A 22,764-nucleotide genomic window follows, 5' to 3' on the forward strand; every position below is an offset into this window, starting at 1 on the left:
CAGGTCTCCATGGACCGGGATCCCGGTGAACCCGATTCCGTTTCAGAGGCCTGTTTCGAGGAGGAGCCCATGTCCGTCCGTTCTTCCCTGACCAGACCCGCAGACCGGGAGACGGTCGCGAGCTTCGATCCGATCTGGACCCGCGTGCGCGCGGAGGCGGAGGCCCTCGTGCGCGAGGAGCCCCAGCTCGCCTCCTTCATCGTCGCGACGCTGCTCAACCACTCGACCCTCGAAGCGGCGATCGCCCATCGGGTCGCGGCGCGCCTCGGCCATCAATCCCTGCCGGCCGAACTCGTGGCCCACGGCTTCCACGAGGCCATCGCCGACGATCCGCGTCTCGGCGAGATCTTCCGCGCCGATATCGGGGCGGTCCTCGACCGCGACCCGGCCACCACCCGGGCCATCGAGCCGGTGCTGTACTTCAAGGGCTTCCACGCCCTCCAGGCCCACCGCCTCGCGCACTGGTACTGGACCCACAACCGGCGCGACCTTGCCCTCTACCTGCAGAGCCGCTCGTCGGAGGTGTTCCAGACGGACATCCACCCGGCGGCGCAGATCGGGCGCGGGGTGTTCCTCGACCACGCCACCGGCCTCGTCGTCGGCTCCACGGCGGTGATCGACGACGACGTCTCGATCCTGCACGCGGTGACGCTCGGCGGCACGGGCAAACAGGGCGGCGACCGCCATCCGAAGATCCGCCGCGGGGTGATGATCGGCGCCGGCGCCAAGATCCTCGGCAACATCGAGGTCGGGGAATGCGCCCGGGTCGCGGCCGGCTCGGTGGTGCTGCGCGCCGTTCCGCCGCACACCACGGTGGTGGGGGTGCCGGCCCGCGTCGTTGGCACCGCCGGCTGCGCCGAACCGTCCCGCGCCATGGACCAGCTGCTCGGCTTCGACGCGTTCATCCACATCGCCGACGGAATCTGAGCGCTTTCGGAATCGGACGCGCGCGGGCATCGGTCCGACGCCGTCCGGGGAAGAATCTGCCCCGTGCTTGCCCGGGCCCCGGCGGCGTGGCAAGCGGTCCCGGACGAACCCGCCCACCGGGTGCGGGCCGATCCGACCCCGAACGCGAGAGGCGATCAGCGTGACCAAGACCGACATCACCAAGGTACAGGACTTCCTCCGCCGGACCTTCGCCAACGCCAACATCCGCCTCGTGCCCCGCCCGAAGAAGGACGATTCGGCCGAGGTCTATATCGGCGAGGAGTTCCTGGGCGTGGTCTCCGTGGACGACGAGGACGGCGACCGCTCGTTCAACTTCGCCATGGCGATCCTCGACATCGACCTGGAAGACTAGAGCTTCGTCCTGGATATCGTATCCAGGACGAAGCTCTAGTGCCTTGTTTTTGCGTCGGCTTTTCCGAAATCCGGCGTCCACCTTTCGGGTCGACGCTCCAAGGGTCTCCGGCGCGACGGGCCATCGGCCGATGGCCTGTGCGCGGGCTTAACCCTGAGACGAAGAAAGTCTTAACGTTTCGTAAACGGCAGGGCAGAGTGGGCTTCACGGTTCGTTAAGCGTGGAGCGTTTGCGTGATGACCCTCAGCCCCTCGGCCCTCGACTCCCTCCAGACGCTGTGCGTCGGCCTCGCCCTGTCGGGTCTGCTCGCCAGCGCCTTCGAACTGTTCACGGAGCGCCGCGCGAGCTTCAGCCTGCTGGAGCGCGGCGGCGTCACCGCCGTGGCGGCCCTGCCGATGCTGGCCTTCGGCGCCCCCTTCATCATCCTGCGCAACACCGTGCGGGGCCGGCGCTTCGAGCGCCGGCCGATCCCCTTCGTGATGATCGCCACGATGATCGCCTGCGGCTGGAGCCTGATGTCGGGCCGGGTCGCCCTCGATCTCGCCCACCTGATCGTCGGCGCCTGACGCCTACCGGTTGGCCGTGGCGACGGGCGAGGCGCCGCCGTTGAGGGTGACCCAGGCCGGCCCGTCCTGGCCCTCGCGCTTGATGAAGGTGTAGCCCGTACGCGGTCCGGACAGGATCGCGTTGGTCTTGTTGTCGAGGATGAGGTCGCCCCGGTCGGTCCGCACCATGAGGACCGCATGGCCCTCGCCGATGTCGTCGATGACCACGGTCATCCGCAGGGCGCGCCGGGGCAGGCCGCGTTCCACCAGCATACGCCGCTTCAACAGCTGGAAATCCTCGCAATCGCCCACGCCGTCGTCGGGAAAATCCCAGCGGTCGACGACGCCCCAATGGGCCATGTCGGTGAGGGGGCGGATGCGTGCGTTGACCCGGCGGTTGACGCCGTCGAGGGTCGACCGGACCGCCGGGGTCAGGGTGATGCGGGTCGGCTCCGCAAGGTCGACGGCGCATTCGCCGGGGTGGCGTCCGCAGAACGCGTTCCAGGCCGCCACCGGGCGCGCATCGGTGCCGGCACCGAGGGCGGGCGCATCCGGGAGGGCGGCGAGGGCGCGGTCCTGGGCGGGCCGGGCCTGCGTCCCGGCACCGCCGAGGAGCAGGATCGAGCCGACGAGGGAGCAGCGGGCCAAGCGGCCGAGACGCTCGCGAAGGGCGCCCCCCTGGCTCGTCGTCGGTTCGCCGAGGCTGTGCAGAATCGCGTGCCGCATCCGGGTCGCCCTGCCGTCCATTGCTGATACGGCAAAGTTGGCACGGCCGAGCCCGGCGCTCAATCGTAAAGTTAAACCCCTGTTAACCGCCCCGGGCGCGTCCGGTTCCAATTCGCCGCGTGGGCGGCATCCGCGCCCGCATCGCGATCGGGGCGATCGCTGCGGGCGGGCCGGCGTCAGCGATTCGCGGTGGTGGTGGGCGAGGTCACGCCGCCCAGCGAAACCCAGGCCACCGCCTCGGTGCCCTCGCGCTTGATGAAGACGTACCCGGTGCGGTGCCAGGGCAGGACGGCACTGGTCTTGTTGTCGAGGACGAAGTCGCCCCGGTCGGTGATCAGGGTGAGCACCGCGTGGCCCTCGCCCTTCTCGTCGATGACCACGGTCATCCGCATGGCCCGGCGCGGCAGGCCGGCTCCGCCAGATCCCAGCGGTCGGGGGTGCCCCAGTGGTCGAGGTCGGTCACGGGGCGGATCTGGGCGTTGATCCGGCGGTTCACCGTCGCGATGGTGGTCCAGGCCGCCGGGGTCAGGGCGATCCGCGCCGGCTCGTTCGCGTCGATGGCGCATTCGGCGGCGTAGCGCTCGCAGAAGGCGACCCACGCGGCGATGGGACGGGCGGCCCCGACGGGGGCCGCGAGGGTGGCGGGGGCCGGCAGGGCCGCGAGGGTGGTCTGGGCGCGGGGGGCGGTCGAACCCAGGGCCGTGGCCAGCACCGCCAAGGCTCCCAGAGCGATCGTCTTCATCCCGCGCATCGCAACCCCCGTCGTCAACGAGGTCACGATGCGGTGGCGGCGGCTGCCCCGCGCTGAAGCCGATCCGCGCAATTTTATCGATTCGGCCCGGTGGCGTCAGCTCCCGCGCGACAGGACCAACCCGCCGCTTCCGCCATCGTTAGGAAGTGCGGCGCCGGATTCACGGTCCGGAAACCATCGGGCCGGCCCGCGATCCGGTGCGGGCCGGCGCGCGTGCATTCCCGTCAGAGCCGAAGGCCTTCGTGGAACAGATCCGGCGAGATCGGCAGCAGGAAGTTCACGCCGATGCCCCCCTCGAAGTGACGCACCACCCGCCCGGGGGTCCGTCCGACCACGACGCTGCTGCCGAGGGCCGGTACGATGCCGGTGCTGAGGGCGACGCCGGACATCGAGACGTCGACGATCCGCACCGGAATCTCGCGGCCGGTGTCGAAGCGCAGGGTCGTGGCGAGGTTGACGGGCTTGAGGCGCTCGTGGGTTCGGCCCTCGGGCAGCCCGAGGTTCTCGCGGTTGGCGAGCCAGGTCAGCTGGGAGGCGATCTTCTCGCGCTTGCGCGGGGTCGCGCTGAGGCGCACGGCGAAGCCCTCGGGCATCAGGCGGGCGATGGTGCCTTCGAGGCGGCCGATCTCCTCCAGATACAGCACCACGCGCTCGTCGAGCAGACCCGGCTCGACGCAGGTGAGGCGCACGCCGCCCGGGGACATGTCCACGGTCTGGCACGGAAATTCCCGGCGGTCGGTGAGCATGTAGCGGCCGAGCAGGGCGACCTTGACCCGCTGATGGCGGCGAAGGTCCGATGCGCGGATGCCGCGTGTCAGTTTCGCCTCGGGGCGTACGAGGGCCTCAAGCATGATGGACCAAGGTCTCGGTTTCGTAACGGTAACGAACCCTAGACGACCCTTGGTTACGAAACCCTTCAGCAACCCGGCCGAAATCACGCCCTACGTGTAGTTCGCCATCGACACGATCCGCCCCAGGAACAGAGGCGTCGCGGAGCCGGCAGGCCTATGGTCGCTTGCAGAGCGTGGCCGAAACCACGCCTCTCCGGCCATGACGACTTGGCCTCTACGTGAACGATCTCGATGATTTGATCACGGCGGCCCGCGAATTCGAGCCCGGACCAACCCTGTTGGATCGTTTCAGCCTTCGAAATCCCTGATCGTCGCCCGGCCGTCTCGCCTAAGTCGGCACCGACATCGGCGACGGAGCGCTCAGCCCCGGCCGCCCGGATGGACCAGCAGGTGCCCGCGGCGGAAGGGCAGCGAGTCGTTGGCGGGCGTCGGCAGGTTGCGCAGGGCCGCCTCGGCGTCGTCCATGCGCCGCGGGGCGGGCTCCAGCACGCGCAGGGAGGTGGTGCGCAGGCGCGTGACCGGACGCAGGCCGAGCCAGTGCGGCACGCAATGCGGGCTGAGGGCGCCGAGGATACGCGTCTGGGTCTGGCCCCGATGGCGCAGGGGGAGGAGGATGAGTTCGAGGTCGATGGTCTCGTTGCGCACCGTCGTGCCGGTGAGCCCGGCCACCATGCCGAGGGTGTCCACCGCGACGGTCTCGACGAGGCGCCACGGGTCGGCGTCGGGCGCGCCCCACAGGTCCGAGAACGCGTCGGCGCGCAGCTCGCGGCCGAACAGGGCGCAGACGCGGGTGCCGGCCAGGCGCACCGACGCGGCGCTGCCCGGCACGTCGACCTCGAGGATCAGGCTGTCGGCGAGGAGGTTGCGAATCGCACCGGGTTCGATTTCGCTGCGCTCGGGGGCGGCCCGCTCCCGGCGCAGACCATCCCAGTAACTGTGGAGCAGGCGACTGGTCGGATGCTTCATGGTGTCCTGCGGTGGCACGGCCCGTGGGGGCATCTTCGGGATGAGTTCCATTTCGGGACACGGGAAACCGTGCCGTGAAGGAATTCTTCATCCCTGCGCACACCCTATGCCGGCCCTTCGGGACGCGCGCGCTTAACTCTTGTGTAAGGTTAATATCCTTAAGGTTAAGGGTTCCGTCCATCCGCCGCGGCAGGTTTCCCCTGCAAGTTTCGCGAATCCGGGGGTTGCCGCGTCCGCGAAAGCCCGAACATGGTGGCGCCATGGATGCCATGCCCGACCTGCCGCGCCAGAACCGCGTTCCGATCTTCAACATGCCGGACGTGGTCACGGCCTCCATCGCTGTGCTGCTGGGCATCCACGCCCTGCGCGAATTCATCCTCCCCGATGCCTGGGACATCTGGGCCCTCATCCACCTCGCCCTGATCCCGGGGCGGTGGAGCGTGGCCATCGACCCGTCGCGCATCGCGGACCTGCTGACGGCGGCCTCCGCCGCCGGCGACCCGGAGGTGATGGATGCCCGCCAGGCCTTCGCCCGCTACATCGCGGCCGAACCGGACGCGAGCCCCTGGACCTTCGCGACCTACGCCCTCCTGCACGGCTCGTGGACGCACGTGATCTTCAACACCGTCTGGCTCGCCGCCTTCGGCTCGCCCGTGGCGCGCCGCTACGGCGCCTGGCGCTTCGGACTCGTCGCCCTCGTGGGCGCGGTCGCCGGGGGGGCCCTGCACGTGGTGCTCGATCCCTTGAGCACGGCGCCCCTCATCGGCGCCTCGGCGGGCGTTTCGGCCCTGATGGCCGCCGCCGCGCGCTTCGTGTTCCAGCCGCCCCCCGCCTTCACGCCGGCCCAGCCGTGGCACCTGGCGCCGCGCCAGCGCCTGCAGACGATCCCGGAACTCATGCGCAACCGCACGGCGGTGGTGTTCCTGGTGATCTGGCTCGCGACCAACTTCCTGTTCGGCATCATCGCTCTGCCGCTCGGCGCCGAGGCGACGGCGGTCGCCTGGGACGCGCATCTCGGCGGCTTCCTCGTCGGATTCTTCCTGCTGCCGCTGATCGACCGTCATCCGGGCTGACGAACCGGCCATCGCTGCCTTCGCCGGACGGGCGCGACGCCCACCCGGTCCGTCGGGAAACGCGCGCCCGGCGTTCGCACGCGCGCTGCCGCTTGCCAGAACGCGACGCGGGCCACACAATCGCCACAGAGCCTCCCCGCGTCCGAGACCGGGACGCCGGAGCCGATCGACCAAGAACCGCGAGCCAGGGGCAAACCCGGCCGCAAGGCCGTGTGCCCCCACCAGGAAGGAAAGACCCATGACCGTCGCCCGCATTCTCGCCGAGAAAGGCCGCTCCGTCGTCACCGTGGAGCCGCAGCGCACCCTCGACGAAGCGATCCATCTGCTCGCCGAGAAGCGCATCGGCGCCGTCGTCGTCAGCGATGCCGCGGGCACGGTGCTGGGCATCCTGTCCGAGCGCGACATCATGCGGGCGCTCGCCCGCCAGGGGGCCGGGGCGCTCGATGCCCTGGTCTCGGAGCACATGACCGCCACCGTCGTCACCTGCGCCCGCGACACCAGCGTCGAGGACGTGATGCACCTCATGACCGACGGCCGCTTCCGCCACGTTCCCGTTCTGGAGGAGGGGCGCCTCGCCGGCCTCATCTCCATCGGCGACGTGGTCAAGCGCCGGATCGCAGCCGTGGAGGCGGAGCATCAGGCCATGCGCGACTACATCACCATGGCGTGACCCCTCGGCGCCGCGCCCTCGCCCCGATCGAGGGACGGGGCGATCAGACCCTAGCGGCCGCCGACGCGAGGGTCGCGCGGATGGCCGGCAGGGCGGCACGGGCGGCCTGGCGGCCGAGTTCGATCCCCTCCGCCGCGCGGTGGAACTCGAACAATCCCATCTCGGCGAGGCGCGGCGAGATGGTGACGTCGGGCGGATCTCCGGCCAGGCGCGCCCGCGAGATCTTGTCCTGGGTGATGTTGAAGGCATCGAGCATCACCCGGGCCATGCCGGGGCTCGGCGTCTCCGGCGGTGCGCGCCGGCCGCGTCGGAACAGGGCCCAGGACCGGCGGCGGCGCGGGGCCGGAGCCGGCCGCGCCTCGTCCGCGCGCTCGTCCGGGTCGAGGACCACCGGTCCGCCGGCCTCGCGCGGGTCGCCGTTGAGATTGATGCAGATCACCACGTCCGCCCCGAGGGCGCGGGCGAGGCCGACGGGGACCGGGTTGACCAGGGTCCCGTCCATGAGGAGACGGCCGCCGAGCCGCACGGGCGGAAACACCCCCGGCAGGGCGTAGGAGGCGCGAAGCGCCTCCACGAGGTTGCCGCGCGTCAGCCAGACCTCCTCGCCGCTGCCGAGATCGGTGGCCACGCTGGCGAACCGGACGGCGAGATGCTCGACGCGGCGGTCGGCGAGGTCCCGCTCCAAGCGCTGGCGCAGGCGAGCCCCCGCGATGAGGCCGGAGCCGAGGCGCAGATCGAGGAGGCCGACGACGCGGCGCTTGGTCAGGGAAAGGGCGAAGGTCTTGAGCAGGCCGAGTTGGCCCGCCGCATAACAGCCGCCGACGACGGCGCCGATGGAGCAGCCCGTCACCACGCCCGGATGGATTCCGGACTCCTCCAGCACCTCGATGGCGCCGATATGCGACCAGCCCCGGGCGGAGCCGCCACCGAGCGCCAGGCCGATGCGGGGGCTGCGCGGGGCAGGGGCCGCGACGGGCTCGACGGCATCGGCGCCGAAGCGCCCGCGCTCGCCGCCCGACCCGTCCCAGGTCATGGCGCACAGGTCATGGCGAGAGACAGGTCATGGCGGGAGGATCGTCGCCGCGGGAATCATGGTGCCGCGCCGGCGTGCAGGCGCACGGGACCGTCCGGGGATCCGAGTTCGACCGCGCGATAGAAGCAGTCGCGCCGCCCCGTGTGGCAGCAGCCGCCGTCGCCGCCGACGGCGACGCGGATGAGGACCGCGTCCTGGTCGCAATCGACCCGCATCTCGACGACGCGCTGGATCTGACCGGAGGTGGCGCCCTTGTGCCAGAGCTCCCCGCGCGAGCGCGACCAGTACCAGGCCTCCCCCGTCTCCAGGGTGTGGGCGAGGGATTCGGCGTTCATGTGGGCGAGCATGAGCACCTGCCCGTCGGTGGCGTCGACGGCGATGCAGGCGATGAGGCCGTTGGCGTCGAAGCGGGGGGTGAAGACCGTCCCCTCCTCGACCGCGGCCTTCGTACCGGGTGCGGCGAAGGCGATCGTCATCGCGACGCTCAGGGCTTGTTGCGCACGAGGGTCAGGAAGCGGACCTGCTCGTTGGCGTCGTTCCGGAACGCGCCGCGGAACTGGGTGGTGATGGTCGAGACGCCGGCCTTCTGCACCCCGCGCATGGCCATGCACAGGTGCTCGGCCTCGAGCATCACGGCGATGCCACGGGGCTTGAGGATGCTCTCGATCACGTCGGCGATCTGCGCCGTCATGGTCTCCTGGGTCTGCAGCCGGCGCGCGAAGGTATCGACCACGCGGGCGAGCTTCGACAGGCCGACCACGCCCTTGGTCGGATAATAGGCGATGTGGGCGAGGCCCATGAACGGCACCATGTGGTGCTCGCAATGGGAGTAGAACGGGATGTCGCGCACGAGGACGATGTCGGAATACCCTTCGACCTCCTCGAACACCCGCTCGAGGAGCTTGTCGGCATCCTGCTCGTAGCCGCCGAAGAGCTGGCCGTAGGCCTTGGCGACGCGGGCGGGGGTGTCGCGCAGGCCCTCGCGGTTCGGATCGTCGCCGGCCCAGCGCAGGAGGGTCCGCACGGCGGCCTCGGCCTCCTCGCGACTCGGGCGCCCGGTGGCGATAGCCTCGGGCACGCGCTTGGCGGAGGCCGGCAAGGGAGCGATCTCGGGAGCGATCTCGGGAGCGATCTCCGCAGCAGGCACCGGGGCGTTGTCGTTGCGCATGCCGTTGAGGGACGCCGCCGGAGCGGACCCGTTCGGACGCGCCGTATCCGGGGTTTTGGGAGCCATCCGCGAATCCTCCGTCTCGGTCAGGCGGTAGGACAGGGATTTGAGCGCAGCATCCATGGCATCTTCCGCCCGAGCGATCCGGGTCGTCATCGTGTTGCTGTCGGGCTTGGCGTACATCGTCGAACCACTGGCCGTCTGGGGCATCGGCCGGCGGGGACGCCCTGGCCGCAGGCGCGACCCTGGCCGTGGGCGCAGCCCGGATCGACGATCCGCCTCCTCGCGAAACGGTGCGTTGGCGCCTATATCGTCGTTATCGCGTCGCCGCGCAATGCGGGGCGCGCGGATCAGACAACCGGGACCGGACGCCGGCCTCGAACGAGGCTGCTGCAGGGATCCTGCCGAGAGGACGCCGCCTATGCTCGACGACATCTACAACCGTCGCATCCTCGAACTCGCCGCCGACATTCCCCGCCTCGGGCGCCTGCCCACGCCCGACGCCAGCGCCACCGCCCACTCGAAGCTCTGCGGCTCCACCGTCACGGTGGACCTGTGCGTCGCCGACGGGGTCGTCACGGATTTCGCCCACGAGGTGAAGGCCTGCGCCCTGGGCCAGGCGTCGTCCTCCCTGATGGCCCGCCACGTGGTCGGGGCCACGGCCGACGAGTTGCGGCGCGCGCGCGCGGCCATGCGGGCGATGCTGAAGGAGAACGGCCCCGGCCCCCAGGGCCCGTGGGCGGACTTCGCCGTGCTGGAGCCCGTGCGCGACTTCAAGGCCCGCCACGCCTCGACGCTGCTCACCTTCGACGCCGTAGTGAACGCCCTGGATCAGATCGCCGCCGGCACGCCCGTCGGCAATCCGCAGGCCGCCGCAGGCCCACAGGCGGCCGCCTGAGCATGGTCCGGCGCGCCGCCCATGGGGCGATCCGCGCCTACCAGCTCACCCTGTCGGGCCTGATCGGCCGCCAGTGCCGGCACTGGCCGTCGTGCTCCGCCTACACGGACGAAGCGATCGGGCGACACGGGCTCTGGGCCGGCGGCTGGATCGGCCTGTCGCGAATCTGCCGCTGCGGCCCCTTCGGAACCCATGGCATCGACCTCGTGCCGGAGGCGCTGCCGCCCCGTGCCCGGTGGTTCGTGCCGTGGCGCTTCGGCCGCTGGCGCGGCGTGAACGCCCCGGCCTCGCCATTCGCGTGCGAGGCGGTCGAAGCGCGTCCCGCCCCGCTCACCCCCCACTCACCCACCGCATCACCACCAGCGTCCCCGTCACCGTGAGCGCCCCGCCGATGCGCGTCGCGATCTGGGCGAACGGCATCAGGCTCATGCGGTTGGCCGCCGTCAGGATGGCGACGTCGCCGGTGCCGCCCTGGCCGCTGTGGCAGGCGTTCACGATGGCGGTCTCGATGGGGTACAGGCCGAGCCGGCGCCCCACCACGAAGCCCGTCGCCATGAGAGTCACCACGGTGGACACGATGGTGATGAGGTTCGGGATCGTGAAGGCCGCGACGAGCTTGTCCCAGGGGGTCAGCGACACGCCGACGGCAAAGAGCAGCGGGTAGGTCATGCTGACCTGCACGAACTTGTAGGCGACGAAGCCGCCGGCCTGGAGCCGCGGCGACACGGCGCTGGCGAGCTTCGCCATCACCGCGAGGAACAGCATCGCCACGGGGGCGGGCAGGCCGGTGAGGTGGTGCATCATCACGCCGAGCAGGTAGAGCGTCACCGCCGTCAGCGCCGCCGCGCCCACGGTGGCGGCGTCGACGGGGATGTCCTCCGCCTTCACGGCGGCGACGTCGTTCTCCCGGTCGGGCTGCAGCCGGCCCTCGCCGGTGAGGTGGGGCAGGCGCTTGCCGACGGCATTGAGGGTGCCGGCCAGGACGATGGCCGTGAGGCTGCCGAGCATCACCGGCGGCAGCACCTGGGCAAACACGTCGCCCTGGCCCTGACCGAGGATCGCCGCGTAGCCGATGGAGAGCGGGATCGCGCCCTCGCCGACGCCGCCGGCCATGATCGGCACCACGAGGAAGAAGAAGGTGTTGTAGGCGCCCAGCCCCAGCAGGGTGCCCACCAGGGTACCGACGATCCCGGCCGCCACGGAGCCCGCAGCCAGGGGCACGAAGATCTTGAGGAAGCCCTTGATCAGGACGTCGCGGTCCATGCCTAAGATGCTGCCGACGATGATGGTGGCGATGTAGAGGTAGAGGAAGTTGGTGAACTTGGTGAAATCCACGATCGCCTTGAAGATCTGCGGCGGGATCCACCCGTAGAACACCAGGGCCGAGGGGATGAAGGTCGCGAAGATCGCCCCCGCGCCGATGCTGCGCAGCACCGGCAGCCGCTTGCCGATCTCGGCGCAGGTGAAGCCCCCGAGCACCAGCACGGCGATCATCGTCGGCGCGTCCGATTTGATCTCGCCCTCCTGGGTCAGGATCGCCAGCAGGACGACGAGGATCGCGTAGACCGGGAGCGGGATGATGCCGATCTTGATGTCGACGATCCGCCACCAGCCCTGCGGCCAGAATTTCTTCGCGGGCGCCCCGACCGCGCCGTGGGTCTCCGCCGGGGAGACGGAGAGGGGATTCGACATGGGTGTTCTCCCGTGAGCCCGTCGCCCCATGGGGCCGGCTCGCCTGTTCGAACCTCGTGGCGGCGCGTGTCCTGGCATGTGCTGGCCGACGCCCCGCCCGGGTCCGTATGCGGACGATGGGCTGTTCGGAGCGGCGGGTTGTCAACGTCAGCTTGTATCAACCGCGCCGGATCGTAGCTGAACGCCATCCGCCGCGCGTCGGACGGGTCCCGGACGCGAGGCGGATTCCTTCCCTCCGCGAAACGGTCTAAACGGCCGGGCACGGCGCGTGTCGCGCCCGATCCCACACCACCCGGCTTACCTGCTGCGTTCGCAGGAGTGAGCCACCGCGAGAGTGATCCCGATGCCCATCCTGACCTTCCCCGACGGCAACACCCGCAGCTTCGAGGATGCCGTCACCGGCCGCGCCGTCGTCGAGGGCATCGCCAAGTCGCTCGCCAAGCGCACCGTCGCCATGGCGCTGGACGGCCGGGTCCGCGACCTCTCCGACCTCATCGAGCACGATGCCCGCATCGAGTTCCTCGACCGGGCCGATCCGCGCAGCCTCGAGCTGATCCGGCACGATTGCGCCCACGTGCTCGCCGAAGCCGTGCAGGCCCTGTGGCCGGAGACGCAGGTCACCATCGGGCCCGTCATCGAGAACGGGTTCTACTACGACTTTTCCCGCGACCAGCCGTTCACCCCCGACGATTTTCCGACGATCGAAGCGAAAATGCGCGAAATCATCGCGCGTGACGCCGCCTTCACCAAGGAAGTCTGGAAGCGCGACGATATCCGAAAAATCTTCTCGGAGAAGGGCGAGGCCTACAAGGTCGAACTCGTCGACGCGATTCCCCCCGGCGAAGACCTCAACATCTACCGGCAGGGCGACTGGTTCGACCTGTGCCGCGGCCCGCACATGACTTCGACGGGCAAGGTCGGCACCGCCTTCAAGCTCATGAAGGTGGCGGGCGCCTATTGGCGCGGTGACTCCAACAACCCGATGCTGACCCGCATCTACGGCACCGCCTGGGCCACCAAGGAGGACCTCGACGCCTACCTGCACCGCCTGGAGGAGGCCGAGCGCCGCGACCACCGCCGCCTGGGGCGCGAGATGGACCTGTTCCACTTCCAGGAGGAGGGGCCGGGCGTGGTGTTCTGGCACGCCAAGGGCTGGACGGTGTTCCAGGAGCTCATCGCCTACATGCGCCGGCGCCTGAAGGGCGATTATCAGGAGGTCAACGCCCCCCAGATCCTCGACAAGGCCCTTTGGGAGACCTCCGGCCACTGGGAGTGGTACCGGGACAACATGTTCGTCACGAAGACCGAGGACGAGCGCGTCTTCGCCATCAAGCCGATGAACTGCCCCGGCCACGTGCTCATCTTCAAGCACGGCCTGAAATCCTACCGCGACCTGCCCCTGCGCATGGCGGAGTTCGGCGCGGTCTCGCGCTACGAGCCGTCCGGCGCGCTGCACGGGCTCATGCGGGTGCGGGCCTTCACGCAGGACGACGCGCACGTGTTCTGCACCGAGGACCAGCTCGCCGCCGAGTGCCTCAAGATCAACGACCTCATCCTGTCGACCTACGCCGATTTCGGCTTCGGCGACATCGTGGTGAAGCTCTCGACGCGGCCCGAGAAGCGGGTCGGGTCGGACGCCCTGTGGGACCACGCCGAGGAAGTGATGACCCGCGTGCTCGCCCAGATCGAGGAGCAGTCGGGCGGCCGGATCAAGACGGCGATCAACCCGGGCGAGGGCGCCTTCTACGGGCCGAAATTCGAGTACGTGCTGCGCGACGCCATCGGCCGCGACTGGCAGTGCGGCACCACCCAGGTGGACTTCAACCTGCCCGAGCGCTTCGGCGCGTTCTACGTCGATGCCGACAGCGGGAAGAAGCCGCCGGTCATGGTCCACCGCGCCATCTGCGGTTCCCTGGAGCGGTTCACGGGCATCCTCATCGAGCATTTCGCCGGGCATTTCCCGCTGTGGCTCGCGCCCGTGCAGATCGTCGTGGCGACCATCACGGGGGACGCCGACCCCTACGCACGGGAAGTGGTGGCGGCCGCCGACCGCCTCGGCCTCCGGGTGGAAGCCGATTTGAGAAACGAAAAGATCAACTACAAGGTCCGCGAGCATTCGCTGGCGAAGGTGCCGGTGATGCTCGTGGTGGGCCGCAAGGAGGGCGAGGAGCGCACGGTCTCGGTCCGGCGGCTGGGCAGCCAGCACACCCGCACGGGCGGCCTCGACGAGACCCTCGCGGCCCTGGTGGAGGAAGCGACCTCCCCCGACCGCATCCGCGCCGACAGCATCGCGGCGAGCGTGCCGAGCGCGGAGGTCACCCTCGACGGCCAGAACGAGGAAGCGCCGACGCCTTGAGGGACTGCGCCCCTTTCGATCCAACGATCGGAAGGGGCTTTCGGGAGCCGGTTGCACGTCCGCCGCGTTTCTTCCTATGATTGGGGATCAACGGCGCGCTGCCATGCGCGATCGACGTCGGAGGTGCCGGGATCATGACGGATGAAAAGCGTCGTGCGGCCATCAAGGTTCTGATCGCCAAGCGTACCGCCGCGAATACGGCAAGTCCCGCTGCCGCGCGGGCGGCCCTCATCGAGGAGGGCATCTATACGAAGGACGGCGAGCTTCGCGCGACTTTCGGTGGTCCGGACGAGAAGGCGACACGCGCCGCTTGAGCCGTCTCGCGACTTCCTTCGTCCTGGGTTACCACGGATGCGACGAAGCCATCGGGCGCGAGGCAATCCGTGGCGATACCGCACTCATTCAGAGCGACAAGGACTACGACTGGCTCGGGCCCGGGGCGTATTTCTGGGAGTCCGATCCGAAACGCGCCTGGGAATGGGCCGAAGCGAAGTTCGCGACCTCAACGACGGCAAAGCCCTTCGTCGTGGGTGCGGTCATCGATTTGAGACATTGCCTCGATCTGACCAATCGCGAGGATCTCGGGATCGTTCGGTTGGCTTACGATTCCTTCGTGGCAACGCAGACGATGGCGGGCCTGCCGCTCCCGGAAAACCGAAACGTCAAGGGCGACCCGAATTCCGATCGTCTGTTGCGGTTCCTGGACCGGGCCGTGATCAAACATCTTCACAGCATGATCGACAGTGCGGGGAAGGGGGTCCCCGAACTGGAACCCTACGATACCGTGAGGGGGATGTTCACGGAGGGCGGTGAGCTCTACCCGGGCGCGGGATACATGCGGCGAAGCCACACGCAGATCGCCGTCCGCAACCCCCGGTGTATCCTGGGCCTGTTTCTGCCGCTTCCCATCCGATAGGCCCTCAGCCCTTCAGAGCTTGCCCAACGCCACGGCCACGCGCGCGGCGCCGTCCTGCGGCGTGCCCGCATCCGTGTGCAGGTGGAGGTCCGGCTCGGCCGGCGCCTCGTAGGCGGAGTCGATGCCTGTGAAGTTCGGGATCAGGCCGGCACGGGCGCGGCGATAGAGGCCCTTGGGGTCGCGCTTCTCGCACACGGCCAGCGGCGCATCGACGTAGACTTCGAGGAACGGGATCTCCCCCGCGATGGCGCGGGCCTGGGCGCGCTCCTTGCGGAACGGCGAGATCAGCGAGACGATGGTGACGATGCCGGAGCGCGCCAGGATGCGCGCCACCTCGGCCGCCCGGCGGATGTTCTCGATGCGGGCGGCGTCGCCGAAGCCGAGGTCGCGGCTGAGGCCCTGGCGCAGTTCGTCGCCGTCGAGGATCGTGGCCTGGTGTCCCTGCGCGGCGAGCAGGTCCTGCAGCGCTTCGGCCGTGGCCGATTTGCCCGCGCCGGACAGGCCCGTGAGCCAGACGATGGCGGGCTTCGTAAGGGCGGGTGTCATGGGCGACTCCTTCATGCCGGGCGGCCTATCAGGCCGCGCAGTTGGCGGCAAACAGCGCCAGCGCCCTCTGCATCGCCGCGTAATGCGCCGGGCTCGCCGGGTTGCGCAGCTCCGCCCCGTCCGGGACGAGGGCCGCGAAGCCCGCCTCCAGATCGGCGACGAAGCCGCGCGGCCCGACGTGTTGGCCCATCCGGTTCGTGGTGTCCACCTGGCCGCAGACGGCCCCGGCCCGGCCCATGCGGAGCCGGTCGAAGCGCGCGGTCTCGGGCGCCTTCAGGCCCCGGCCGAGGAGCGCGACGGCGGCCTGCGCGATCTCCGGCGGAAGCGCGGAGGCCTCCGGGAGGGGCTGGGCGTGCGCGGCCGGGGCGACGAGCGTGACGAGGGTCAGGCCGACGGAAATCCAGCGGTGAAGGATCATGGGGCGGTCTCGCGGCGACGGAGCGATCAGGGCGAGGGTCACGTCGCCTTGGCGACCACCTCGATGTCCCGGTCCAGCCCGCTCTCGACCTTGAACTCGCGGGTGTAGACCTGCCCGTCGTGGCGGGCGATGAGCACGTAGTCGCCCTCCGCCAGGACCACCTGGGGGAACGCGCCGATGGCCTCCCGGATGGTGTCGCCGCCCGGCGTCAGGACGCTGAAGGCGGTACCCGCGAAGGCCTCGGCCCCGGCGGCGGCCACGAGCTTGAGGGTGACGGTGGCGGCGTGGTGGCTGAGGGTCGCGTCGGTGACCTTGCCGTTCTCGACCTTGAGGTCGGCCCGCTGGATGGCGTTCGATTCCCCGTAGGTCGAGACCACGTGGTAGGTGCCCTCGGGCAGGCGCAGCAGCTCGCCGGCCTTGACGCCGCTGCGCACCAGGCGCCCCTCGGAATTGGTGCCGATGGGCACGAACACCGAGAACGCCACCTCGGCGGGCGGGATCTTCACGTCGCCGATGGCCCCCGAGAGCTTGAGGGCTCCGGCATTGACCCTGAGCCCGTCGGAGACCGGCACCCCCGCCATGGTGAGACGCTTCGAGGCGCTGGCGAAACCGTACGTGACCGTGGCCACGTAGGCGCCGGGCGCCAGGGTGAAGGTCGGCTCGGCCGCCTCCGAGCGCGCGACGATGCCCGGCCGCACGCCGTCGGCGCGGTCCTCGTAGATGCGCCAGGCCAGCCCCGAGCGCATGGGCTTGTCGCTGCCGGCGAACACCGCCTTGAGGCTCAGGGCGGCGTCGGCCTGGGCCACGGGCGGCGGCAGCTCCGGCCCGGTGACGGAGGGGGTCGGCAGGTTCGGCCCGATCCGGTTGTGGAAGCCGCTCTCCTGGGCGCCGCCGGGCGTCGCCAGCAGGGCCGACAGTGCGACCGACAGTGCGGCGCCGAGCATCGGGCCCCTCGTCATGCGACCTCTCCCTTCGCGCATCCTTCGCGCGTCCGATCCGCATGCTCTGGAACCAGAGCGTGGCGACGGCATGACCGGCGTTCTCGGCCCGAGATCCATGCTAGATCACGCGCAGCACCGCAAGACTCCAACGGACTCCGCCTCATCCCTCCCAAAAGTTCTCGCAAAAGGTCTCGATGAACGCCACCCTCGATCTCCTGCGCACCCGCCGCTCCGTGCCCCCGATGCGCCTCGACGGCCCCGGCCCGGCGCCGGCCGAACTCGACGCGCTCCTCACGCTGGCCGCCCGGGTGCCTGACCACGGCAAGCTCGCGCCCTGGCGCTTCCTCGTCATCGCGGGCGAGGCGCGGGTGCGAATCGGCACCGTCATCGCCGACACCTACGCGGCCGACCATCCGGAGGCGGATTCCGGCCGGCTCGATCTGGAGCGGGCCCGCCTCGCCCACGCCCCCGTGGTGGTGGTGGTGGTGTCCCGCGCCGGGCCGCACGTGAAGATCCCCGAATGGGAGCAGGTGCTGTCGGCGGGCGCCGTGTGCATGAACCTCGTGGTCGCCGCCAACGCGGCGGGCTACGCCACGTCCTGGCTGACGGAATGGTACGCCTACGACCGGCGCGTCCTCGACGCCCTCGGGCTCGCCCCGAGCGAGAAGCTCGCGGGCTTCATCCACATCGGCCATCCCCAGGAGGTTCCGGGCGACCGGCCCCGGCCGGTGCTGTCCGACATCGTCACCCGGATCTGAGCCCCATGCATTACGATTCCGAGACCAAGGGTCTGCCGCACAATCCCCTGAAGGCCCTCGTCGCGCCCCGTCCCATCGGCTGGATCAGCGCGATGAACCGGGCCGGTGAGGTCAATCTGGCGCCCTATTCGTACTTCAACGCCGTGGCCTCGGGCCCCGACATGGTGATGTTCTCGTCCTCGGGCCGCAAGGACGCCATGACCTTCGCGGAGGAGGGCGGCGAGTTCGTGTGCAACTTCGCCACCTACGCCCTGCGGGAGGCAGTGAACGCCACCTCGGCCCCGCTGCCGCGCGGGCAGAGCGAGTTCGATTTCGCGGGTCTCACGCCAGTCCCATCGCGAAATGTGCGGCCGCCACGGGTGGGGGAATCGCCCGCCGCCATCGAGTGCAAGTGGGTGCAGACGGTGCCGCTGACGCCGCTCGGCGGCGGGGACGCGAACCACTTCCTGGTGATCGGGCAGGTGGTGTCGATCTACATCGACGACGCCTTCATCGTGGACGGCGTCGTCGACACCGGAGCGATGCGGCCGATCCTGCGCGCGGGCGCCTTCGACTACTTCACCGCCGAGCCGGAGACGCGCTTCTCCCTCGAGCGGCCGGCGGGCGGCGGGGGCCGGTAACTCGCCCCCGTCAGAGGAGGCGCCTCACCGCGTCAGGCCGCCCTCGCCCTGCGAGACGGCCACGTGGATGAGTTCGGCGAGCGTCCGCACGCCGAGCTTGTGCCGCAGGCTGGCGCAGGCGCCGATCACCGTGCGGTAGCTCACGGCGAGGCCGTCCGCGATGGTCTGGTAGGACTGGCCCCGGCCGAGCAGGGACAGGATCTGGAGTTCGCGGGCCGTGAGGTCGGCGAGCGGCGCCCGCTGCCCGGCGAGGCCCAGCACCGCGACGCGGGTGGCGAGGTCGTGGTCGAGGTAGCTCCGCCCGGCCCGCACGGTCTCGAACGCCGCGTGGAACTGCGCCGCCGGCACGTCCTTCAACACGTAGCCCGTGGCCCCGCTCTCCAGGGCACGCGACACGATCACGGGATCGTCGTGCATGCTGAAAGCGAGGATGCGGGTGTCGCGCTCCAGGGCGCGGATCTGACGGATCAGCGACAGGCCCGCCAGCGCCCCCGTGCGGAAGGTGAGGTCGGCCACCACCATGCCGGGCCGCAGGCGGTGGAACAGGCGGTAGCCGCCGACGATGTCGGTGGCCTCGTGGACGGTCTCGACCCCGGCGTCCTCCATGATGCGGCGGAAGCCCCGCAGGATCACCGGATGGTCGTCCACGATGAGGACGCTCGTCATCGCGCCGCCCCGGGAGCGGGGGTCGGGCCTGATCTGTCGTTCCCGTCGTGATCCCCGCCCCCCCTGTCGTCCCCGCTTCCTTGCGCGGCGTAGCGCTCCGTGAGGCGGGCCAGGGCGGTGGCCCGGTCGGCGCCCTGCCGGCGGGTGTTGTAGTATTGCTGGCACATCTCGCCGTAGAGCTGCTTGCGCGTGGTCACCGCCGCCACGGCCTCCAGGCCGTCGAGGAGGTCGGCATAGGGCTCGGGCGTGCCCGCCTCGACCAGCATCTGCCCGAGCTGCACCGTGCGGTTGGCCACCATGCGGGGATCCTCGATGAACGCGTCCTTGGCGCGGGCGAGGCTGTGGCGCAGGTGATCGACCCCTGATCCGACCTCGGGCACCGGGCGGCCGAGTTCGCGGCTGGCGAGCCAGCGGGCCGGCTCCATGGCATCCGTCGGCGAGAGCCAGGGCGGGATGTCCGCATCCGATCTCGTCGCCACCACCGTCTGCTCCTCCGGCGCGCGCGACGCCTCCGCGGGCTCCTCCGGCTTGTCGCAGGCCGAGAGCCCGAGCACGAGGCAAAGAGCGAGCCGCCGGAAGGGCGCAGGCCGCCGCCGCTCCGTCATGGGATCTCCTTCGACATCAGAACGGCGAGGCCGCGCGGTCCCTCGCCGACGGGCAGCCGCGCCGTCTCCGCGAGGGTGGGAAGGTCGATCACCGAGACGGAATCCGAGAACCAGTTCGCCACGTAGGCCGTGTCCCCCGAGACCGCCACGCCCTCGGGATAGCGGCCCACGGGAATCGTCGCGACGGGCGTCAGGGCCGCGTCGAGGACCACGAGGGTGCCGGCCTGCTGGTTGGTGACCAGGATGCGCGCGCCGTCGCCGCTCACCGCGACGCCGTACGGCATGCCGCCGAGGGCCGCGCGCCCGACGATCGTCAGGGTGGCGGTGTCGATGGCGTGGAGGTCGCCGCTGCGCACGCATGCGACGTAGAGCCGGTCCTGCGCCGGGTTCAGCGCCAGGGCGAACGGTCCCTCGCCGACGGGCACGGTGGCGATCCGGGTCATGGTCGCGGTGTCGACCACGCTGACCTGACGGCTCTCGCGGTCGGCGACGTAGAGGCGGCCGCGCGTGTCGAGGACGAGACCCGCCGGATCGCGCCCGACGCCGACGCTGCCCTCCACCGCACCCGTGGCGGTGGAGAGTCGCACCACGCGGGCCCCCGACCAGTCGCCGACGAACAGGCTCCGGCCATCCGGGGCCACGGCGACGCCGAAGGGCTGGCCCGCGAAGGGCAGGCGGGCCAGCACCGCGCCGCTCGGCCCGTCGACCACCGACACCGTATGGGTGTCCGAATGGGCGAGGTAGAGCCGCCCGTCCGGCCCCGCCGCCACCTGCGCCGGCCCCTTGCCCACGGGGATCGCCGCCCCCGACGGCGCCACCGGCGTCAGGGTGCCGCCCTCCTGGCTCACCGCGTAGACGGTTTGGGCCAAGCCCTTCTCAGCCGAGCTTTTCTCCGCCAAGGCCGGGCCGGAGACCGCGCCGGCGAGGAGGGCCGCGAGGGCGAGCGTGGCGACCCGCCCGATCACTTGGCCTTGCCACCCTCGACCTTGGCCTTCAAACCCTTCAGGCCGTTGCCGAAATAGGCGTTCATCGCCGCCTTGCCGGCGGCGTCGCTCAGGTCCTCGGGCGGCTCGTTGCCGGTGTCGCCCCGGTAGAACCGGCCGAGCCACTCGACCTTGGAGCCGTCGCCGTCGGGCGTCACCGTCAGGGTGGCCGAGTAGGACGAGACCGGCAGGGCCTTCAGGTCGGCATCCGACAGGCGGTACGAGTAGGTGAAGGTCTTGTCGTTCATCTCGTCGAGGCCCTCGTCGAGGGTGCCGCCGTTCTTGAGGGTGACCTTGCGCCGTCCCCCGGCGGCGTTGCCGTCGACGGCCTCGCTCCTGGCGACGTCGGGGTGCCAGGTGTCGATGGCCGCGAAGGTGCCGACCACCTTCCACACCGCCTCGGGCTTGGCCGCGATGGTGACGGACTGGTCGACCTTCTGCGGCGTCGGGCCGTGGGCCAAAACGGGGGTGACCGAGACGGCGGTGACCGGGGCGGCGAGGGCGAACAGGGCGAGGAACACGGTCGGGGCGACGAGGCGCATACGGATCAGGCCTTTTTCAGGGTGAGGGCGCGTGCGCGACCCGAGGGGAGGGCGCGCACCATGGGAAACAGGAAGGCGGCGAGGACGAGCGCCAGGGCGGCCCCGCCGAGGAAGGGGCGCAGGTCGAGGCGGCCGGGCAGGGGGCGCGGGGTCGCGGCGGCACGGAGCGGAGCCGCCAGGCCGCCGGGCCCGTCGAGATGGGCGTAGGTGAGGCCGGTCTCGCCCGCGAGGGTCTTCAGGTAGGGCTCGCGCACGGAGGAGAGGTGCTCGTTGCCCGTGGCGGCGATGCCGCCGAAGGGGGCGTTGCGCGGGTTGTAACCCTCGCGGCTCTCGGCATCGGCCGGGGGCGGGCCGAAGCGGTTCTCCTGCTGGACGTCGCCCGACCCGTAGAAGCCGATCTCGCGGCCGCGGTCGTTGTAGCGCGGGATCGGCGACAGGGCGTAGGCGCCGGCCCCCACGATGAGCCCGCGCACGGCGCCGGGCTTGCCCTCGAAGCGCGGCCCGCCCGTGCTGGGCAGGGGCGGCGCCTCCTGCCCGTCCGTGACGAAGAGGAGGTCGGTATCGAGGCTGGCCGCCATCTCCACGGCGCGGAACAGGCCGGCGGAGATGCGGCTGTCGCCCTCCCAGGCCATGCGCCAGTCGAGGGCCGCCAGGGCTCCGTCCAGCGGCGCGAAATCGGCGCAGACCTCGATGGGCGTGAACAGGAGGAACGGCCGGCGCTCGGTGAACAGGCCCAGCGCCACCTGCGAGCCGCAGGGCAGGGCGGTGACGAGGTCGCGCAGGGCCCCCCGCGCCGTGTCGAGGCGGCTCGCCGGCTTGCCGTCGGCGCTCGCGTAGTCGCGCACGTTCATGCTGCCGGTGATGTCGACCACGGCCAGCACCGAGACCCCGGTCCGGGTCAGCGGCACGGCCGGCAGGACGAGGGCGAGGACGACGAGGAAAGCCGCCCCGGCCAGGGCCTGGAACCGGCCGTCGCGCAGGTTGCGGGCGAGATGCACCCTCATGGTGCCCCCCTGGGGAGGCCCGGGACCTCGGTCCAGATCTGCTTCGGCTCGGCCTTCAGCTCGTCGCCGGTCTTGCGGTCGAATTCGGGAAAGTCGCGCAGGAGGCGCGAGGCGACGTCGAGGTTGAACTTGGCGTCCCAGAGGTCGGGCGCGTTCTGCAGGGCGCGCCGGTAATCCTGGCGCGCCAGGGTGATGAGGGGCCCGGCCGGGTCGAGGTCGCCGCGCTCCAGATGGGAGAAGGCCTGCCGCAGGCGGGTGTTGGCCAGCGCGTAGCGGGCGCGCGCCACCCGGTCGGTGTCGCCGGCCCGCGCGAGCGCCTCGACGAGGGGCTCGATCCCCTCGGGCAGGCCGCGCCGGGCGAGGTGCTGGACCCGGGCGAGCAGCAGGGGGGCGGAGGCGTCCGTCCCCACGGGCACGTCGCGCCCGGCCTGCAGGGCACCGATCGCGGCGTTGTCGCGCGCCACCCGCCACGCCGCGACGCCGAACCCGAGGGCCGCGAGGCCGAGCAGCACCGGCAGGGCGAGGAGCAGGCGCGGCCGGGCACGCCGGAGGGTGTTGACGATGCGGGTGCGGAGGAGGGGGCCTGCGCGTTCGGTGGGGAAGGCGAGCGCCGTCATCGGGTGGCCTCCAAGGCGATAGGGCGCGTCCCCCTCTCCCCGACAGGCGGGGAGAGGACCGCAGGCACCCCGTCGTGCCTGCGGTGAGCGAAGGCGAAGCCGAAGCGACGGTGAGGGGG

The 22,764-nt window shown here is 70.9% G+C and carries 28 protein-coding genes and 1 pseudogene; 12 read left to right on the plus strand and 17 right to left on the minus strand.

All coding sequences use genetic code 11. The features are described 5' to 3' along the window. Window positions 1-69 precede the first annotated feature (69 nt). The 3 genes from cysE (at window position 70) to ASF25_RS06250 (ending at window position 1,866) form a co-directional block, all read left to right on the plus strand. The gene (gene cysE / locus ASF25_RS06240) at window positions 70-927 is read left to right on the plus strand and encodes a serine O-acetyltransferase (protein WP_056169069.1); all 858 of its coding nucleotides are present in this window, start codon (window positions 70-72) and stop codon (window positions 925-927) included. Window positions 928-1,087: 160 nt separating this feature from the next. Then, window positions 1,088-1,300 (plus strand): DUF3126 family protein, encoded by a 213-nt coding sequence (locus ASF25_RS06245; RefSeq protein ID WP_056096383.1) that lies wholly within the window; start codon window positions 1,088-1,090, stop codon window positions 1,298-1,300. A gap of 236 nt (window positions 1,301-1,536) precedes the next feature. Further along, the gene (locus tag ASF25_RS06250; protein WP_056169007.1) at window positions 1,537-1,866 is read left to right on the plus strand and encodes a hypothetical protein; all 330 of its coding nucleotides are present in this window, start codon (window positions 1,537-1,539) and stop codon (window positions 1,864-1,866) included. A 3-nt stretch (window positions 1,867-1,869) separates the two neighbouring features. Here ASF25_RS06250 and ASF25_RS06255 read toward each other — a convergent pair whose 3' ends face one another. From ASF25_RS06255 to ASF25_RS06270, 4 genes and pseudogenes are all read right to left on the minus strand, one after another. Continuing rightward, window positions 1,870-2,571, minus strand: a complete 702-nt coding sequence (locus tag ASF25_RS06255) for a transglutaminase-like cysteine peptidase (RefSeq protein ID WP_056303938.1) — start codon at window positions 2,569-2,571, stop codon at window positions 1,870-1,872. 176 nt (window positions 2,572-2,747) lie between these two features. Further along, window positions 2,748-3,313, minus strand: a pseudogene (locus ASF25_RS06260) (transglutaminase-like cysteine peptidase). Window positions 3,314-3,546: 233 nt separating this feature from the next. Beyond that, window positions 3,547-4,173: a PilZ domain-containing protein gene (locus ASF25_RS06265; protein ID WP_056168998.1), complete on the minus strand. Its 627-nt coding sequence runs from the start codon at window positions 4,171-4,173 to the stop codon at window positions 3,547-3,549. 360 nt (window positions 4,174-4,533) lie between these two features. After that, window positions 4,534-5,139, minus strand: coding sequence for a PAS domain-containing protein (locus ASF25_RS06270; protein WP_056169067.1), 606 nt, complete (start codon window positions 5,137-5,139; stop codon window positions 4,534-4,536). A 260-nt stretch (window positions 5,140-5,399) separates the two neighbouring features. Between ASF25_RS06270 and ASF25_RS06275 the strand changes: the two genes are divergently transcribed. Both ASF25_RS06275 and ASF25_RS06280 read left to right on the plus strand, forming a co-directional pair. Then, complete coding sequence (locus ASF25_RS06275) at window positions 5,400-6,212, plus strand: rhomboid family intramembrane serine protease (protein WP_056168995.1); 813 nt, start codon at window positions 5,400-5,402, stop codon at window positions 6,210-6,212. A 238-nt stretch (window positions 6,213-6,450) separates the two neighbouring features. Next, on the plus strand, window positions 6,451-6,882 hold the full coding sequence (locus tag ASF25_RS06280) for a CBS domain-containing protein (protein ID WP_056168992.1): 432 nt from the start codon (window positions 6,451-6,453) through the stop codon (window positions 6,880-6,882). 43 nt (window positions 6,883-6,925) lie between these two features. Here ASF25_RS06280 and ASF25_RS06285 read toward each other — a convergent pair whose 3' ends face one another. From ASF25_RS06285 to folE, 3 genes are read right to left on the minus strand one after another with little or no spacing between them, the layout of a single operon-like run. Continuing rightward, entirely contained in the window at window positions 6,926-7,915 is a 990-nt protein-coding gene (locus ASF25_RS06285; protein ID WP_056262441.1) for a patatin-like phospholipase family protein, read from the minus strand. A gap of 56 nt (window positions 7,916-7,971) precedes the next feature. Further along, entirely contained in the window at window positions 7,972-8,391 is a 420-nt protein-coding gene (gene hisI / locus ASF25_RS06290) for a phosphoribosyl-AMP cyclohydrolase (protein WP_056303939.1), read from the minus strand. A gap of 8 nt (window positions 8,392-8,399) precedes the next feature. Beyond that, window positions 8,400-9,266, minus strand: coding sequence for a GTP cyclohydrolase I FolE (gene folE, locus ASF25_RS06295; RefSeq protein ID WP_056303941.1), 867 nt, complete (start codon window positions 9,264-9,266; stop codon window positions 8,400-8,402). 238 nt (window positions 9,267-9,504) lie between these two features. On the opposite strand from folE, the gene ASF25_RS06300 reads away from it, so the two are divergent. Continuing rightward, window positions 9,505-9,981 (plus strand): iron-sulfur cluster assembly scaffold protein, encoded by a 477-nt coding sequence (locus tag ASF25_RS06300; RefSeq protein ID WP_056303943.1) that lies wholly within the window; start codon window positions 9,505-9,507, stop codon window positions 9,979-9,981. A gap of 2 nt (window positions 9,982-9,983) precedes the next feature. Further along, the gene (gene yidD, locus ASF25_RS06305; RefSeq protein ID WP_056303945.1) at window positions 9,984-10,361 is read left to right on the plus strand and encodes a membrane protein insertion efficiency factor YidD; all 378 of its coding nucleotides are present in this window, start codon (window positions 9,984-9,986) and stop codon (window positions 10,359-10,361) included. On the opposite strand, the gene ASF25_RS06310 is transcribed toward yidD, so the two are convergent. Then, entirely contained in the window at window positions 10,312-11,673 is a 1,362-nt protein-coding gene (locus tag ASF25_RS06310) for a 2-hydroxycarboxylate transporter family protein (protein WP_056303947.1), read from the minus strand. The two genes, yidD and ASF25_RS06310, sit on opposite strands and share 50 nt — an antisense overlap. A 343-nt stretch (window positions 11,674-12,016) precedes the next feature. Here ASF25_RS06310 and thrS point away from each other — a divergent pair, with 343 nt between their 5' ends. From thrS to ASF25_RS23530, 3 genes are all read left to right on the plus strand, one after another. Further along, window positions 12,017-14,029 (plus strand): threonine--tRNA ligase, encoded by a 2,013-nt coding sequence (gene thrS / locus ASF25_RS06315; RefSeq protein WP_056303949.1) that lies wholly within the window; start codon window positions 12,017-12,019, stop codon window positions 14,027-14,029. Window positions 14,030-14,163: 134 nt separating this feature from the next. After that, window positions 14,164-14,343 (plus strand): hypothetical protein, encoded by a 180-nt coding sequence (locus ASF25_RS06320; RefSeq protein ID WP_156368878.1) that lies wholly within the window; start codon window positions 14,164-14,166, stop codon window positions 14,341-14,343. Continuing rightward, the gene (locus tag ASF25_RS23530; protein WP_056303950.1) at window positions 14,340-14,945 is read left to right on the plus strand and encodes a hypothetical protein; all 606 of its coding nucleotides are present in this window, start codon (window positions 14,340-14,342) and stop codon (window positions 14,943-14,945) included. The genes ASF25_RS06320 and ASF25_RS23530 overlap by 4 nt, the downstream gene beginning before the upstream one ends. Before the next feature lie 12 nt (window positions 14,946-14,957). On the opposite strand, the gene cysC is transcribed toward ASF25_RS23530, so the two are convergent. From cysC to ASF25_RS06340, 3 genes are read right to left on the minus strand one after another with little or no spacing between them, the layout of a single operon-like run. After that, window positions 14,958-15,491 carry an adenylyl-sulfate kinase gene (cysC, locus tag ASF25_RS06330; protein WP_244472920.1) on the minus strand — a complete coding sequence of 178 codons (534 nt, stop codon included), beginning with the start codon at window positions 15,489-15,491 and terminating at the stop codon, window positions 14,958-14,960. A gap of 28 nt (window positions 15,492-15,519) precedes the next feature. Next, window positions 15,520-15,909: a hypothetical protein gene (locus ASF25_RS06335; RefSeq protein ID WP_056303952.1), complete on the minus strand. Its 390-nt coding sequence runs from the start codon at window positions 15,907-15,909 to the stop codon at window positions 15,520-15,522. A 38-nt stretch (window positions 15,910-15,947) separates the two neighbouring features. Then, a complete protein-coding gene (locus ASF25_RS06340; RefSeq protein ID WP_056303954.1) occupies window positions 15,948-16,868 on the minus strand; it encodes a hypothetical protein in 921 nt (306 codons plus the stop codon). Between the two features lie 176 nt (window positions 16,869-17,044). Between ASF25_RS06340 and ASF25_RS06345 the strand changes: the two genes are divergently transcribed. Beyond that, window positions 17,045-17,608, plus strand: coding sequence for a nitroreductase (locus ASF25_RS06345; RefSeq protein ID WP_056262464.1), 564 nt, complete (start codon window positions 17,045-17,047; stop codon window positions 17,606-17,608). A 5-nt stretch (window positions 17,609-17,613) separates the two neighbouring features. Then, a complete protein-coding gene (locus ASF25_RS06350) occupies window positions 17,614-18,228 on the plus strand; it encodes a flavin reductase family protein (RefSeq protein ID WP_056262467.1) in 615 nt (204 codons plus the stop codon). 24 nt (window positions 18,229-18,252) lie between these two features. Here the strand turns inward: ASF25_RS06350 and ASF25_RS06355 are convergent, their stop codons facing one another. From ASF25_RS06355 to ASF25_RS06380, 6 genes are read right to left on the minus strand one after another with little or no spacing between them, the layout of a single operon-like run. Then, on the minus strand, window positions 18,253-18,894 hold the full coding sequence (locus ASF25_RS06355; protein ID WP_056168945.1) for a response regulator transcription factor: 642 nt from the start codon (window positions 18,892-18,894) through the stop codon (window positions 18,253-18,255). Further along, the gene (locus tag ASF25_RS06360) at window positions 18,891-19,499 is read right to left on the minus strand and encodes a hypothetical protein (RefSeq protein WP_244472921.1); all 609 of its coding nucleotides are present in this window, start codon (window positions 19,497-19,499) and stop codon (window positions 18,891-18,893) included. The genes ASF25_RS06355 and ASF25_RS06360 overlap by 4 nt, the downstream gene beginning before the upstream one ends. Continuing rightward, window positions 19,496-20,464 (minus strand): YncE family protein, encoded by a 969-nt coding sequence (locus ASF25_RS06365; RefSeq protein WP_348271324.1) that lies wholly within the window; start codon window positions 20,462-20,464, stop codon window positions 19,496-19,498. Before ASF25_RS06365 ends, ASF25_RS06360 begins: the two co-directional genes overlap by 4 nt. Next, window positions 20,461-21,024, minus strand: coding sequence for an SRPBCC family protein (locus ASF25_RS06370; protein ID WP_056262470.1), 564 nt, complete (start codon window positions 21,022-21,024; stop codon window positions 20,461-20,463). Before ASF25_RS06370 ends, ASF25_RS06365 begins: the two co-directional genes overlap by 4 nt. 5 nt (window positions 21,025-21,029) lie before the next feature. Further along, the gene (locus ASF25_RS06375) at window positions 21,030-22,028 is read right to left on the minus strand and encodes a vWA domain-containing protein (protein WP_056303956.1); all 999 of its coding nucleotides are present in this window, start codon (window positions 22,026-22,028) and stop codon (window positions 21,030-21,032) included. Then, on the minus strand, window positions 22,025-22,645 hold the full coding sequence (locus tag ASF25_RS06380; protein ID WP_056303957.1) for a hypothetical protein: 621 nt from the start codon (window positions 22,643-22,645) through the stop codon (window positions 22,025-22,027). The genes ASF25_RS06375 and ASF25_RS06380 overlap by 4 nt, the downstream gene beginning before the upstream one ends. Between the last annotated feature and the right edge of the window lie 119 nt (window positions 22,646-22,764).

This window comes from Methylobacterium sp. Leaf100 (assembly GCF_001422845.1).
In the GTDB taxonomy this organism is placed as follows: Bacteria; Pseudomonadota; Alphaproteobacteria; order Rhizobiales; family Beijerinckiaceae; genus Methylobacterium.

Coding starts and splice junctions, on each gene's coding strand:
- ASF25_RS06340 (WP_056303954.1), bottom strand. CDS start 16,868: ATGACGAGGGGCCCGATGCTCGGCGCCGCACTGTCGGTCGCACTGTCG.
- ASF25_RS06355 (WP_056168945.1), bottom strand. CDS start 18,894: ATGACGAGCGTCCTCATCGTGGACGACCATCCGGTGATCCTGCGGGGC.
- ASF25_RS06345 (WP_056262464.1), top strand. CDS start 17,045: ATGAACGCCACCCTCGATCTCCTGCGCACCCGCCGCTCCGTGCCCCCG.
- ASF25_RS06370 (WP_056262470.1), bottom strand. CDS start 21,024: ATGCGCCTCGTCGCCCCGACCGTGTTCCTCGCCCTGTTCGCCCTCGCC.
- ASF25_RS06265 (WP_056168998.1), bottom strand. CDS start 4,173: ATGCTTGAGGCCCTCGTACGCCCCGAGGCGAAACTGACACGCGGCATC.
- ASF25_RS06250 (WP_056169007.1), top strand. CDS start 1,537: ATGACCCTCAGCCCCTCGGCCCTCGACTCCCTCCAGACGCTGTGCGTC.
- thrS (WP_056303949.1), top strand. CDS start 12,017: ATGCCCATCCTGACCTTCCCCGACGGCAACACCCGCAGCTTCGAGGAT.
- ASF25_RS06360 (WP_244472921.1), bottom strand. CDS start 19,499: ATGACGGAGCGGCGGCGGCCTGCGCCCTTCCGGCGGCTCGCTCTTTGC.
- ASF25_RS06320 (WP_156368878.1), top strand. CDS start 14,164: ATGACGGATGAAAAGCGTCGTGCGGCCATCAAGGTTCTGATCGCCAAG.
- cysE (WP_056169069.1), top strand. CDS start 70: ATGTCCGTCCGTTCTTCCCTGACCAGACCCGCAGACCGGGAGACGGTC.
- ASF25_RS06335 (WP_056303952.1), bottom strand. CDS start 15,909: ATGATCCTTCACCGCTGGATTTCCGTCGGCCTGACCCTCGTCACGCTC.
- ASF25_RS06285 (WP_056262441.1), bottom strand. CDS start 7,915: ATGACCTGGGACGGGTCGGGCGGCGAGCGCGGGCGCTTCGGCGCCGAT.
- ASF25_RS06350 (WP_056262467.1), top strand. CDS start 17,614: ATGCATTACGATTCCGAGACCAAGGGTCTGCCGCACAATCCCCTGAAG.
- cysC (WP_244472920.1), bottom strand. CDS start 15,491: ATGACACCCGCCCTTACGAAGCCCGCCATCGTCTGGCTCACGGGCCTG.
- hisI (WP_056303939.1), bottom strand. CDS start 8,391: ATGACGATCGCCTTCGCCGCACCCGGTACGAAGGCCGCGGTCGAGGAG.
- folE (WP_056303941.1), bottom strand. CDS start 9,266: ATGTACGCCAAGCCCGACAGCAACACGATGACGACCCGGATCGCTCGG.
- ASF25_RS06380 (WP_056303957.1), bottom strand. CDS start 22,645: ATGACGGCGCTCGCCTTCCCCACCGAACGCGCAGGCCCCCTCCTCCGC.
- ASF25_RS06375 (WP_056303956.1), bottom strand. CDS start 22,028: ATGAGGGTGCATCTCGCCCGCAACCTGCGCGACGGCCGGTTCCAGGCC.
- ASF25_RS06310 (WP_056303947.1), bottom strand. CDS start 11,673: ATGTCGAATCCCCTCTCCGTCTCCCCGGCGGAGACCCACGGCGCGGTC.
- ASF25_RS06255 (WP_056303938.1), bottom strand. CDS start 2,571: ATGCGGCACGCGATTCTGCACAGCCTCGGCGAACCGACGACGAGCCAG.
- yidD (WP_056303945.1), top strand. CDS start 9,984: ATGGTCCGGCGCGCCGCCCATGGGGCGATCCGCGCCTACCAGCTCACC.
- ASF25_RS06300 (WP_056303943.1), top strand. CDS start 9,505: ATGCTCGACGACATCTACAACCGTCGCATCCTCGAACTCGCCGCCGAC.
- ASF25_RS06270 (WP_056169067.1), bottom strand. CDS start 5,139: ATGAAGCATCCGACCAGTCGCCTGCTCCACAGTTACTGGGATGGTCTG.
- ASF25_RS06275 (WP_056168995.1), top strand. CDS start 5,400: ATGGATGCCATGCCCGACCTGCCGCGCCAGAACCGCGTTCCGATCTTC.
- ASF25_RS06280 (WP_056168992.1), top strand. CDS start 6,451: ATGACCGTCGCCCGCATTCTCGCCGAGAAAGGCCGCTCCGTCGTCACC.